Genomic DNA, 12,579 nt, shown 5'->3' with positions numbered 1-12,579 from the left:
CAGTCGCGCGGGGAAGTGGCGCGGCCCCCAGGGGCGCAACGGGCGCAGGCCGAGCGTCCGTCGTGCCCGCGGCGCCATTGCGCAGGAAGGACAGCGGGCGCGAGCCAGGAGGTGGCGGGTCCGCCGGGTCCTGCGTCGATGCGGGTGGGAGGGGCTCGGGTGCGCCAGGAGTGGGAGCCCCGTTGCGAAGGAACGACAGCGGGCGCGCGGCCGACGGCGGCAGGTCGTCCATCGCGGGCCCCGGCGCGCGGGGAGGCGATGCTTCACCAGGGATGAGCGAAGGCGCCGGGGGTGGGGTGCCCGCTCCGCCATTCTTCAGGAAGGACAGGGGACGCGCAGCCGACGGGGGCAGGCCCTCCATGACCGAAGTCGGGAGCGGTGCGCCACGCGGATCCGAGAACGAGGAGGAATGGGGTTCGACACTGCCCGGCGCGGACTGAGGGGGCAGGGAGTTACCACCCGCGAACGAAGGGGCAGGGTGGCCAGCGTGCTGGGCTGCGCGAGTGTCGCTGCCCGCGAGTGAAGGTGCAGTGGGGTTCGAGTGTGAGGCTCCCCGTGTGTCGCTGCCCGCGGTGGATGCACGAGTTTCGCTCTGGGCTGATGGGGCCTGCGGCGAGGCATGCACATCTCCATTCGCGAACGGCGGCGCATGGGGACGTGGGTCGCTGTCACCCACCAGCCGCGAGCCTCGCGGCGCATCTGCCGTAATGGAGGCGCCTGGGGACTGTGTCGTGCCGCCACTTGTCGGGGACGGCATGGCTGCGCGCGTGTTTCCACTCCCCGCGCTGTGCTGCGGGGACGTGTGCGCAGCTCCGCCGTGGGCCAGAGGCCCAGCCGGTGCGCTGCTCTCGTGAAGAGGCGAAGTGGAGCGGGGCTCTGCGGGGCGCTCAGACGCGAAAGTTCGCGGGGCCGGAGCGACCTCCGGACGCTCCGGAATCGGCCTTGGCGGTCAGTCGGTCCACGCGGGCGAGCAGCTCCGGAATGGAGCCTGCTGGCGCAAGCTGGATGGCCTTGAGCAGCGCCATCTCCAGCGCGAGTCTCGGCTGGGCCGCGCGCGACACGTCCCAGATGCAGCCGTGCACCACGTCGAACAGCCGCGACAGCTGCGCGGTGTCTGCTTCCTTGGCGAGCCCTTGCAGCGACTTCTGCTCGGACTCGGACAGCTCCGCGGGGGCTTCGCCAATCGCCTTGGTGACGAAGAGGTGGCGCAATTGAAGCGCCAGTTCCTCCGCGAGCCGCTTGAGGTCCAGCCCGCGATTGAAGACCTCCTCCACGCGCTCCAGCACGCGCTTGGCGTCCTTGCGAACCATCGCCTCGGCGAAGTCCTGCACCACCGTGCGGTCGATGGCGCCCAGGGCCTCGGCCACGGCTTCGTCCGTGGGGTTGGGGCCGCACGAGGCGAGGATTTGATCCAGCAAGCTGAGGGCGTCACGCATGCCGCCCTCGGACTGGCGCACCACCATGGACAGCGATGCGTCCGAGATGCCCGCGCCCTCGGCCTGGCCAATCTCCTTGAGCCGCTGGAGCATCCGCGCCGCAGAGATGCGGCGGAAGTTGTGGCGCTGGCAGCGCGAGAGGATGGTGTCTGGGAGCTTGTGCGCCTCGGTGGTCGCGAAGATGAACTTCACGTGCCCGGGCGGCTCCTCCAGCGTCTTCAGGAGCGCGTTGAACGCCGCCCCCGAGAGCATGTGGACCTCGTCGATGATGTAGATCTTGTGCCGGTCTCGCTGCGGCAGGTACTTGGCGTTCTCGCGAATCTCGCGGACGTTCTCGACGCCGTTGTTCGAGGCGCCGTCGATCTCCGCCACGTCCACGCTGGTGCCCGCGGCGATCTCCGTGCACGCGCGGCAGGTGCCACACGGCGTGGCCGTGGGGCCCTGCTCGCAGTTGAGCGCCTTGGCGAGCAGTCGCGCCGCTGTCGTCTTCCCCACGCCACGAGGCCCGCAGAACAGGTACGCATGCGCGACCCGGTCCATCTTGATGGCGTTCCCGATGGTCCGGACCACGTGCTCCTGGCCGGTCATGTCATCGAACTTCTGCGGGCGCCATTTGCGCGCGAGGACGAGGTAGCTCATGGGGGCGGGCATCTAAACATGCTGGCGGAAATGATCCATGTGCATGCCGGGCCCGCCCCGTTCACTCACCGTCCGAGCGCCTGGAGGACGACGTTGGCGGCGTTGTGCCCCGCCGCCCCGATGACGCTGCCGGCCGGATGGCAGCCCGCACTGCAGAAGTACAGGCCCTGCACCGGCGTCTCGTAGGGCAGGCGGTCATTGAAGCCCCGCTTGTTGTCCACGTGGTGGATGTGGCCGTGGGTGATGCCGAAGTGCCGCTCGATTTTCGGCGGCGTGAGCGCGAAGTACTCCTGCACCAGGTCGCTCGTCCCCGGGGCGAACTGGTCGCAGATGGACAAGAGGTGCTGGACGTAGCGCGCCTCCTCCTTCTCCCACGTGGTGCCCGTCAGCGTGTGCGGCACCCACTCCACGAACAGCGCGGAGTTGTGGTGCCCCTCTTCGTCGCGCAGGGACGGGTCCACCGTGGTGTGCACGTACCACTCGATGGAGGGGAACTCGGAGAGCCGGCCCGCCTTCGTCTCGGCGTAGCCGCGAGCCAGCGCGCCCAGGACGTCGTCCTCCTGAGGGAGCAGGTGGATGGTGGGACCGAACTGGCCCCGGTCCTCGGGCAGGCACGTGAAGCGTGGCAGGCCCTTGAGGCACAGGTTCACCTTCATCGTGGTGCCGGGCGCGGCCATTGACTCGACCTGGGCGCGGTAGTCGGACGGCACCGCGCTGGTGGAGAGCAGCCGCAGGGTGCGGAACGGGTCGCCGTTGGACACGACGACCTTCGCGGACAGCTCCTCCCCGTTCTCCAGCACCACGCCCTTGGCCACGCCGTTGTCCACGCGCACCGAGGCCACCTTCGCGCCCGTGCGCAGCTCGGCGCCGTACTTGCGAGCCACCCGGGCAATCTGCTGGGTGACGGTGCCCATGCCCCCGCCGACAATCATCCACGTGCCACCGCTGCCCGGCAGCCGGCACATGTTGTGGACCAGCAGGTTCATGCCCGTGCCCGGCGTGTCGTATCCGCCGTCCAGGCCGGAGAACGCGTCCGTCACCGCGTACATCGCCTTGACGAAGTCCGACTTGAAGCCGAAGCGGTCCAGGTACTCGCGCGCCGAGCCGCGACACAGCCGCACGAACGCGTGCCGCAGGGCAGGGCGGATGTACTTCTCGGCCGTCTCCTCGATGGAGAGCGGCGGCAGGAGCCAGGCGGGGGCCACGTCCTCGCGCAGGGCGGACAACTCCGCGTTCATCGCCTGGTTGGCGAGCCAGTCCGCCTCGGAGAAGAACTCCCGGAACTGCCGCTCCAGCTCCCGCTCGTCCGAGCCGAAGAGCAGGTAGCGCCGGTCCATGGTGGGCAGGAAGTAATGCGGGTCGCGGCGCTTGAGCGGCAGGTCCAGCTCCAGCTCGCGCAGCAGCTCCGGCGGCATGAGTCCGAGCAGGTAGGCCCCGGTGGAAACCCCCAGCTTGGGCGCGCTGCGGAACGGGTACTCCGTCTTGCACGCCCCACCCAGGGTGTCTTTCTCCTCCAGGACAGTGACCGACAGGCCCCGTTTCGCCAGCATCGCCGCGGTGACAAGTCCGTTGTGTCCTGCGCCCACCACGATGACGTCTGGCATGTGCTTTCTCCGGGTTTTCCTCCAGTTCCTACATGACTGGAGGGCGGACGGACAAACACGGCGCGGCTTGCACCCGGACGGAGGGGCGGAGAGAGTCACCGCCGCCCGTGAACGCCACCGCACCCGAGTCCGCCTCCGCCGAGCCGCGAGCCCTTCCTCCCGCTTCCCCTGAAGCGCGTGAGGCGCCCTCGGCTCTTTCCGAGCTTCAGGGGTGGGTGCTCGCCGGAGTGGCCCTGCTTCCCGCGCTGCTGGCGGTGGCCCAGTTGGGGCGCATCCACCCGGATGAGGTGTACCAGGTGCTCGAGCCCGGCTGGTGGCGCGTGCACGGGTACGGCGTCATGGCGTGGGAGTGGCAACGGGGCTTGCGCAACTGGGCCGCGCCCCTCGTCGTGGCCGGCTGTCTGCGGCTCGCGGACATGCTGGGGCTCACCCATCCGGTGGCATACCGCGGGCTCATCGCGGTGCCGCAGTGGGCCCTTCATGCCTGGAGCCTATCTGCCGTGTATCGCTTCTCGGAGCGGCGCGCGGGAGCGGCGGGGGGCTGGCTCGCAACTCTGATGATTGGCCTTTATGGCCCGTTGCTCGTCTTCGCGGGCCGCACCATGGCGGAGTCCCTGTCCGCGTCCTTCCTGCTCGTCGCGATGGAGGCGCTCGACCGCCAAGACGCGCGTCCCGCCCGAGCGGGGCTCGTGGGGGGACTGGCGCTGGGGTTGGCCGTGGTGGCGCGCTACCCCTCGGGTGTCTTCGTGGTGGTGGCGCTGTTGTGGCTGGTGTTCGCGCGGCGGTGGCGGGTGTTGGCCTTCGCCTGCCTGGGCGGCGCGGGGGTTGCCGTCGCGCTGGGCGCCCTCGACGCGGTGACGTGGGGTTCGCCGTTCCACTCGTTCTTCGCGTACGCGCGCTTCAATGTCCTGTCGGATGGAGCGGCGGCGACCTTCGGGGCGGCCCCGCCCGACTTCTACCTGCAGCCCATCCTCAACTCCGTGCCGGTGTGGGGCTGGGCCGCGGTGCCGCTGGGGTTGCTCGGTCTGCGGCGCTCGCGAGCCCTCTCGCTCCCGTTGGTCTGCGCGCTCGCGTACGTGGCGATCCTCTTGTCCACGCCGCACAAGGAGGCGCGCTTCCTCTATCCGGGATTGGTGCTGGGCCTGATGGCCGCTGCGCCGCGGGTGGCGGAGTTCATCCTGGCGCGTCAGCGGCAGGTCCTGCGGTGGGGGCTCGGTGGGCTGGCCGTGGTCCTGGGCACGGTCCACGCGGAGGGCTTTCCTCCGGATGACCTGCGTGCGGACCAGTTCCGAGCCATCGTCTCGGCGACGCGAGACGGTGCGCGGGGGTTGCTCATCGTCAACGAGGGGCTGTGGGGCGCGGGCGGGTTCTTCTACATCGGGAAGAACATCCCTTGGCGCACCTGCGACTGGCCCCAGGACGCGGCGTTCCAGGCGTCCATTCGGGACCCGGACTTCAACCGCGCGGTGACGTTCGAGAAGCGCGCGCTGGCGGAGCTTCAGGCGGCGGGCTTCCACGTGGTGCGCGAAGTGGGGCGGGAGACGGTGCTGGCGCGCGACTGAGCGCGGCGCGGCACCGTGCCGTCGGAGCCCGCAAAAGCGAAAGGGCCGACTCCCAAGAGGGAATCAGCCCTTTCAGACAAGAACGGCCGGGACACACGCGGAAGTACGCTACCGTTGCTTCCTTCCGGACCTGGCGGGGTTCGCGCCCCCACGTTGTCCCGACCACAAAGCTTTCATTCAACAACAACAGAAACGGAGAGGGTGGGATTCGAACCCACGATACCCTTTCAGATATACACGCGTTCCAGGCGTGCGCCTTCAACCGCTCGGCCACCTCTCCAACACAACTGCAGCGGAGAGCGTAGGATTCGAACCTACGGTACCGTTGCCGGTACGCCTGATTTCGAGTCAGGTGCCTTCGACCACTCGGCCAGCTCTCCAATATTCAATTGTCACGTCGCTTCGCGCGCAAGCGCTCGAAGAACGCCTTGAGAAGCAGGCGGCTCTCGTCCGCCAGGATCCCGCTTGTCACGAGGAGCCGGTGATTGTGTCGGGGCTCCTCGGCCAGATTGTACAGCGAACCTACAGCGCCGGCTTTGGGGTCCTGCGTTCCAAAAACAAGCCGGGTGACTCGGGATTGAACCAACGCGCCGGCGCACATGGCACACGGCTCCAGAGTCACATACAACGTAATGCCCGTTAGCCGCCAGGCATTCACAGCCTTGGCGGCAGCCTCGAGAGCCAACATTTCCGCGTGTGCAAAAGGATTGCGGTCCATTTCGCGGCGATTGAAGCCAGTGCCCACGATGTTTCCATCGAGCACCGCAACCGCACCAACCGGGACCTCTCCGAGGGACGAGGCTTCTTGCGCGAGCAAAAGAGCCTGCTGCATGAACTTCACATCGTCACTCATGAGACACGCGCCGAGGAAAACAGCGCTCCCTGGAGGATTCGAACCTCCGGCCTTCGGATTCGTAGTCCGACGCTCTATCCAGCTGAGCTAAGGGAGCAATCTTTCTGGCGCTACAACGACAAGTGGCGGAGAGAGAGGGATTCGAACCCTCGATACCCTTTCGAGTATGCAGGTTTAGCAAACCTGTGCCTTCAGCCTCTCGGCCATCTCTCCATCTTTCTCTGTCAAAGAACCACCAAACTCAAGAACAAAATCTCGGAGGCGGTAGGATTCGAACCTACGGAGAGCTTGCACCCTCTGCGGTTTTCAAGACCGCTGCCTTCAGCCGCTCGGCCACGCCTCCACACCCACTGCGCCGGCGGTGCCCCGCGAACCGACGGCGTTCGTGGGGCCGCCCTTCTACCTCATTTCTTGCCCGTTGCAAGCAAGATGGATGATCGGCGTTTCGTTAAATGGGCCGCAGCTCGGTGAGTCCGCCCATGTACGGCACGAGGACCTCAGGGATGGCGACGCTGCCGTCCTCGCGCTGGTAGTTCTCCAGGATGGCGATGCTGGTGCGGCCCACGGCGAGTCCGCTGCCGTTGAGGGTGTGGACCAACTGGGGCTTGTCGCCCTTCTGGGCGCGGAAGCGGATTTTCGCGCGGCGCGCCTGGAAGTCGCCGCAGTCCGAGCAGGAGGAGATCTCGCGGTAGGCCCCCTGGCCGGGCAGCCAGACCTCGATGTCGTAGGTCTTCCGCGCGGAGAAGCCCATGTCTCCGGTGCACAGGAGCATCACGCGGTGGTGGAGGCCCAGGCGACGGAGGATGTCGCAGGCGTCGTCCGTCATCGCGTCCAACTCATCGAGGCTCTTCTCCGGCGGGGAGAACTTCACGAGCTCCACCTTGTGGAACTGGTGCTGGCGGATGAGGCCGCGCGTGTCCTTGCCCGCCGCGCCCGCCTCCGCGCGGAAGCAGGGGCTGAAGGCGCAGTAGCGGATGGGCAGCTGCTCGCCGTCGAGGATCTCGTCCGCGTGGTAGTTCGTGACGGGCACTTCGGCGGTGGGGATGAGGAAGCGCTCCGGGTCGCCCGCCGTCTTGAAGGCGTCGTCCTCGAACTTGGGGAGCTGGCCGGTGCCCATCATCGTCTCGCGCAGCACGAGATAGGGCGGCAAAAGCTCCGTGTAGCCCTTCTGCGTGTGCACATCGATCATGAAGGTCACGAGCGCCCGCTCGAGCCGGGCCAGCGCGCCCTTGTAGAAGGTGAAGCGGCTGCCGGACACCTTGGCGGCGCGCTCGAAGTCGAGCATGCCGAGCTTCTCGCCCAGCTCGAAGTGCTGGCGAGGCGTGAAGAGGAGGTTGGGCTTCTCGCCCCAGGCTCGCACCTGGACGTTGTCCTCGGCGCCGGCGCCCACGGGCACCGACTCATGGGGCACGTTGGGGATGAGGAGCAGGATGCGATGGAGCTCCTCCTCCACTTCCTTGAGGCGCGCCTCCTTCTCCTTGATTTCCTGCGACACGGCCCTCAGGTCACCGCGCAGCGCGTCCAGCGCGCCGGGGTCTTCCTTGGCCTTGCGCTTCATCTCCTCGTTGGCCGTGTTGCGGCGCGCCGACAACGCCTCCATGGAGACGTAGAGGTCGCGCCGCTCGGTGAAGAGGCGCTGGAAGGGGCCGAGGTCCAGGTTGCCGCTCCGCGTCTTCAGCCGGGCGACGACCGCATCGAAGTTCTGCGCAACGTACCGAAGGTCCAGCATAGGGGGTCGCCTTGTAGTCACCCCGGGTGGGGGCCGGCAAGGCTCCCCGTGTCCGGGCTGCTCAAGGCCGGACTCCCCGGGGGAGAGATTTCCGACGCCGTCCGTGCGCCAGGCGACGGACGGCGGCTCCGCGAGCGTCAGTGCTCGAGGTCGTAGATTTCGTCCTCGATGTCCTTGCGGTCCGTCGCTTCCGGCTTGCGCGACAGGTATTCCTTGAATGCCGCGATGGCGTCCCGGCGCTTGTTCTTCTCCTTATAGGCGAAGCCCAAGTAGTAGTACGGCATCGGGTTCTGGGGCTCGGCGGCGGTGGCCTTGCGGTACCAGTCGATGGCCTTGGCGTGCTGGGCCTGCTCGGTGAAGGCGCGGGCAATCTTGTAATAGACGTACGTGAGCTGCGGGTCCGCCTTGAGCGCGGCCTGGTAGCGCTTGATGGCCTCGTCCCAGCGCGCGGCGCTGAAGAGGGCATCGCCGATGGCGCCCATGACTCGGATGCGCTGCGCGTCCGCCTTGAGGCTCAACTCGAACGACTCGATGGCCGAGTCGAACTCGCCGCGCTCCAGGTAGGCGTGGCCGAGCGCCTCGTGGGCGTCCGCGTTCTTCGCATCGAGGTCCACGGCGATCTTCCACTGCTCGATGGCGTCCGGGAGGTTCTTCGCGTCGCGCAGGATGACGCCGTAGGCATAGCGGTAGTCCGGGCGCTTGGGCGCGCGCTCCACGGCGCTCTTCATGTTGTCGAGCGCCTGGGTGAACTCGCTGCGCTTGGCCTTCACGAGGCCCTGGTAATAGAGCGCCTCGTGGTTGGAGGGCTCGTTGCGCAAAGCGAGGCCCAGGTTGCTCTCCGCGCTGGCCAGGTCGCCCTTCTCCAAGAGCACCGCGCCCAGGGTGATGGGGATGTTGGTGGAGCGCGGATCCTCGGCCTTGGCCTTCTCCAACTCGGCGATGGCCTCGTCCAGCTTGTGCAGCCGCCAGAGGACCAGGCCGCGCTGCAGCCGTCCGTCCTTGAGCAGGTGCGGATCCAGCTCCAAGGCGCGGTTGGCCTCGGACTCGGCGCGGGGTAGGTCGCCGTTCAGCATGGCCACGCGCGACAGGCCCAGGTGCGCATCCGCGAGGTTGGGGTCCAGTTGGACGGCCCGGTCGAACTCCTGGCGGGCCAGCAGCGCGTTGTTCTCCGCGAGGGCCAGCTCGCCGAGACCCGCGTGCACGCCCGCGTGGTCCGCGGCCTGCGCGGCGGAGGCCTCCAGCAGGGTGCGCGCGTCCGCGTTGCGGTGCTGCCGCAGGTAGAGGCGGCCCAGGTAGAGGCTCGCGTCCACGAGCTTCGCGTCCGCGGCGGTGGCGCGCTTGAAGTGGCCCTCCGCCTCGGCGGGCTGGTCGAGCGCGTCCTCGATGCGGCCGTAGAGGTACGCGATGCGCGCCTCGTTCGGGAAGTTCTTGCTGGCCGCCTCCACCGCCGTGAGCGCGTCCTGCATCTTGCCCGTCATCACGAGCGAGGTGATGTGCCCGTCCACGTACTCCAGGTTGCCGGACTCATCTCCGGCGAGGTCCTGGTAGAGCGGGAGCGCGCCGTCGTAGTCGCGCTGGGCGCGCAGCACGCGCGCGAGCTGGGCCTTGATGAAGTCCGACGTCGGGTTCTCCTGGAGGGCGGCCTTCAGCTCGGTCTCGGCCTCCTTGGGCTTGAACTGCTGGAAGAGGGCCACGCCCTTGAGGCCACGGGCGCGCGCGCGCTCGGCGGGGCCCAGCTCGGCCTGGAGCGCCAGCGCGCTGTCCACGGCCTTGGCGCCCTTCTCCACGTCCGACTTGCGCACCAGCAGCTCCACCGCGGCCAACTCCACCGCGGACGCCGCGTGCTTGGAGTCCGCCGCGAGCGCCGCGTCGTAGGCCTTGGCCGCCTCGTCCGCGTCTCCTGATGCCTGGTACAGGTTGCCCAGGGCGTGCAGGGCCTTGGCGGACTTCGGGTCCTTCTCCAGCACCTTCTTCAGCGTCTCGATGGCGCTCTTGGCGTCCTTCTTGGTGGCGTGGGCCTCGGCCAGCAGGAAGGACAGCTCGAGGTCCGCCTGGTTGCCCTCGCGGCTGTAGGCGTCCCGCAGGCTCGGCAGCACCGCGTCCGGCTGGCGCGCGGTGAGCGCCATGCCCGCGGTCATCTTGATGAACTCGAGGTTCTTCTCCCCGAGCAGCTCCACGTGCTCCACCGCCTGCTGGCAGCGCTGCATCTCCGCGGGGTCTCCGGCGGCGTAGTGGCGCTGCAGGTAGTTGACGGCCTGGCACCACAAGGCCCGGACCTCCGGGTACTCCTTCGAGGCCAGCACCTTGGCGCTCTGGTCGTGCGCGAGCTTGTAGCTGGCGAAGGTGTCCTGGAGCAGCTCGGCGCGGGCCTCGTCCACGAGCTTCGCCTCGGCCGAGCCCTTCGAGACGCGCGCGGGCAGCAGCTTGTTGCGGCCGAAGGCGCCGTACCGGGTGAACTCGAAGCTCAGGCCCGTGCCGAGGACCAGCACGGCCACGCCGGCGCCCACCATCATGGGGATGCGCTTCTTCCACTGCTCCGTGGCGGCGCTGCGGTCCACCACGGACACCGCGGCCATGCGGCCCTCGTAGAGCTGCCGCAGGCGGTCCATGCTGGCCTGGGAGCCGCCGGGCTCGCCCGCCGGGGCGTCCGACGTCCCCGAGGCTGGACCCACGGCGGGCACCACGGCCTTGGATGGGCCGGCCATCAGCCGCTCGATGGCGCTGCCGAAGGTGGGGTTGGTGCCGATGGCGGACCAGGTCTCGGAGTCGAGCGAGACGTCCTCGTTGCCCAGGAGCTGCCCGTCCTCGAGCATCTTGACGATGACGCCCTCGTCGAACGGGCCGAACACCTTGCCCGAGCGGCGGCGGACGTGGAAGCGCGTCACCTTGGCGGCCGAGGCGCCCGCGTTCCGAGGGGCCGCGTCGTCGATGAAGCTGAGCATCTCCAGGCCGTCCGTGGGGCCCGCGGCGGGCGGCGGCGGCAGTGGCGCGGAGAGGTCCGCTTCAAGGTCATCCAGCGGCGCCGAGGCGGTGGGGTCGAACTCCAGCGAGTCCGATGCACCGGCGACAGGGGGGGGCTCGCCGAAGTCCACGTCGCCAAAGTCCGTGGTCGGGTTGACCGACGCGGGAGGCGGCGCCGAGAAGTCCATCGCGAAGGGATCCGCGGCGGGGGCGGGCGCGGCGGCGGGCGGCTCGGAGAAGTCGAGCTGGAAGTCAGGCGCCGGCGCGCTGGTGGGGGAATCGGCGAAGTCGAAGGAGACGGACGGAGGCGCCTCGACGGGCGACGGCAGGTCCGAGAAGTCCAGCGTGGACACGGCCGGAGCGGGCGCGACCGGCGAGGGCAGGTCCGAGAAGTCCATGCCCTGCGCGGCTGGTGGGGCATAGCCGCCGGGCTCCGCGGGCGCCGGGAGGTCCGCGAAGTCGAAGTCCGGCGTCGCGGCGGGAGGAGGGGGCAGGGCGAATGGATCCTCCTCCATGGCCGCGGGTGCATAGCCTTGCGGGGGCGGCGGGAGGGCGAACGGATCCTCCTCCAGGGCCGGGGGCGCATAGCCCTGCGGGGGCGGCGGGAGGGCGAACGGATCCTCCTCCAGGGCTGGCGCGGCGGAGTCCTGGGGCGGAGGCGGCAGGGCGAACGGATCGTCTACGGGCAGGGCCTCGGCGCTCGCATCCGGGGCGTTCTCCAGGTCGAGGGCGAAGGGATCCGGCCGGTCTGGCGCGGGAGGCGGGGGCAGCTGGGCGTCGGAGAAGTCGAACTCCTGCGGGGCCTCCGGCTCGGCGACGTCGACGTCGGACATCGCGCTGTCGGAGAAGTCGAAGTCGCGCGCCGTTCCCTGCGAGCCGTCCACGCCAAAGGGGGCCGAGGGGTCGCGGTAGGCGTCCGTGGGCATCGGGATGGCCACGACGCGGGTGGAGTCGCGGTCCTGGTACCCGTCCAACGGACCCTCGTCGTACGCGGCGTAGGGGTCCGCCGGGGCGGCACTGCCAGGAAGCGGGATGGCGTCCGCGCTCCCCGTCGAGGGGTCGAACGCGAAGGGATCATCCTGGGGCGGCGCGGCGGGAAGCGGGATGGCCGCCCGCGGCGCGGCGGTCCCCGGAAGCGGAATGGCCGCGGCCGCCGCGCCGGGCAGGGGGATGGCGGCCCCCGGGCCCGTGCCGAGCGAGATGGCCTGCGGGGCGGCGGAACCCGGGAGCGGGATGGCGGCCCCCGGACCCGCGCCCAGCGAGATGGCCTGGGGGGCGGCGCCGGGAAGGGGAATGGCCGCGCTCGGGCCCGCGCCCAGCGAGATGGCCTGCTGCGGAGCGGCGGCGCCCGGGAGCGGGATGGCGGCGCTGGCCTGCGGCGCGGCGGAACCCGGAAGCGGGATGGCGGCGCCCGGGCCCGCGCCGAGCGAGATGGCCTGCTGCGGAGCGGCGGCACCCGGGAGTGGGATGGCGGCGCTGGCCTGCGGGGCGGCGAAACCCGGAAGCGGGATGGCGGGCTCGTGGGACGGGGCCTGCGGCATCGACTCGGCCGCGCTCACCGCCTCGAGCTTGATGGGAAACGTGGTCTGGCACCGGGCGCATTTGAGCTTCGCGCCACCCGGCGGGATCCGCCTGTCATCGATGTTGTAGTTCGTCTGGCACGACGGGCAGGAGACTTTCATGGGGTTCCTTCGACGGGACCGGCTGGCGCGCGCACGTGAGGCGGGCTCGGTACGTTCCCGCGGGGCGGTGCGCAGGCTACCAGAGGCGTTTCGAGCCCGGAAAGAACGCGCTC

The 12,579-nt window shown here is 69.4% G+C and carries 6 protein-coding genes, 5 tRNA genes and 1 other RNA gene; 1 reads left to right on the top strand and 11 read right to left on the bottom strand.

Features of this window, described 5'->3' with window-relative positions; all coding sequences use genetic code 11:
• Nucleotides 1-887 precede the first annotated feature (887 nt).
• Both dnaX and KRR26_RS28405 read right to left on the bottom strand, forming a co-directional pair.
• Nucleotides 888-2,075 (bottom strand): DNA polymerase III subunit gamma/tau, encoded by a 1,188-nt coding sequence (gene dnaX / locus KRR26_RS28410; protein ID WP_120209382.1) that lies wholly within the window; start codon nt 2,073-2,075, stop codon nt 888-890.
• Nucleotides 2,076-2,140: 65 nt separating this feature from the next.
• Nucleotides 2,141-3,679, bottom strand: a complete 1,539-nt coding sequence (locus KRR26_RS28405; protein ID WP_217081316.1) for a phytoene desaturase family protein — start codon at nt 3,677-3,679, stop codon at nt 2,141-2,143.
• 107 nt (nt 3,680-3,786) lie between these two features.
• Between KRR26_RS28405 and KRR26_RS28400 the strand changes: the two genes are divergently transcribed.
• On the top strand, nt 3,787-5,241 hold the full coding sequence (locus tag KRR26_RS28400) for a glycosyltransferase family protein (RefSeq protein WP_233577375.1): 1,455 nt from the start codon (nt 3,787-3,789) through the stop codon (nt 5,239-5,241).
• Nucleotides 5,242-5,317: 76 nt separating this feature from the next.
• On the opposite strand, the gene ffs is transcribed toward KRR26_RS28400, so the two are convergent.
• The 9 genes from ffs to KRR26_RS28355 all read right to left on the bottom strand — a co-directional run bounded on the left by ffs (nt 5,318) and on the right by KRR26_RS28355 (nt 12,466).
• Nucleotides 5,318-5,410, bottom strand: an RNA gene (ffs, locus tag KRR26_RS28395) — signal recognition particle sRNA small type.
• 24 nt (nt 5,411-5,434) lie between these two features.
• Nucleotides 5,435-5,521, bottom strand: a tRNA-Ser gene (locus tag KRR26_RS28390).
• Nucleotides 5,522-5,534: 13 nt separating this feature from the next.
• Nucleotides 5,535-5,621, bottom strand: a tRNA-Ser gene (locus tag KRR26_RS28385).
• A gap of 5 nt (nt 5,622-5,626) precedes the next feature.
• The gene (gene tadA / locus KRR26_RS28380) at nt 5,627-6,094 is read right to left on the bottom strand and encodes a tRNA adenosine(34) deaminase TadA (protein WP_217081314.1); all 468 of its coding nucleotides are present in this window, start codon (nt 6,092-6,094) and stop codon (nt 5,627-5,629) included.
• 23 nt (nt 6,095-6,117) lie between these two features.
• Nucleotides 6,118-6,191 (bottom strand) — tRNA-Arg (locus tag KRR26_RS28375).
• A 26-nt stretch (nt 6,192-6,217) separates the two neighbouring features.
• Nucleotides 6,218-6,307 (bottom strand) — tRNA-Ser (locus KRR26_RS28370).
• A gap of 43 nt (nt 6,308-6,350) precedes the next feature.
• Nucleotides 6,351-6,437: transfer RNA gene (locus tag KRR26_RS28365), tRNA-Ser, on the bottom strand.
• Nucleotides 6,438-6,542: 105 nt separating this feature from the next.
• On the bottom strand, nt 6,543-7,823 hold the full coding sequence (gene serS, locus KRR26_RS28360) for a serine--tRNA ligase (protein ID WP_120209378.1): 1,281 nt from the start codon (nt 7,821-7,823) through the stop codon (nt 6,543-6,545).
• 137 nt (nt 7,824-7,960) lie between these two features.
• Entirely contained in the window at nt 7,961-12,466 is a 4,506-nt protein-coding gene (locus tag KRR26_RS28355; protein ID WP_217081313.1) for a tetratricopeptide repeat protein, read from the bottom strand.
• Nucleotides 12,467-12,579: the final 113 nt, after the last annotated feature.

The organism is Citreicoccus inhibens, from assembly GCF_019039035.1.
Classification (GTDB): domain Bacteria; phylum Myxococcota; class Myxococcia; order Myxococcales; family Myxococcaceae; genus Citreicoccus; species Citreicoccus inhibens.
The sequence above is the reverse complement of the archived record's forward strand: the minus strand, read 5'-3'. Positions and strand labels throughout refer to the sequence as shown.

Coding starts and splice junctions, on each gene's coding strand:
- dnaX (WP_120209382.1), bottom strand. CDS start 2,075: ATGAGCTACCTCGTCCTCGCGCGCAAATGGCGCCCGCAGAAGTTCGAT.
- KRR26_RS28405 (WP_217081316.1), bottom strand. CDS start 3,679: ATGCCAGACGTCATCGTGGTGGGCGCAGGACACAACGGACTTGTCACC.
- tadA (WP_217081314.1), bottom strand. CDS start 6,094: ATGAGTGACGATGTGAAGTTCATGCAGCAGGCTCTTTTGCTCGCGCAA.
- serS (WP_120209378.1), bottom strand. CDS start 7,823: ATGCTGGACCTTCGGTACGTTGCGCAGAACTTCGATGCGGTCGTCGCC.
- KRR26_RS28355 (WP_217081313.1), bottom strand. CDS start 12,466: ATGAAAGTCTCCTGCCCGTCGTGCCAGACGAACTACAACATCGATGAC.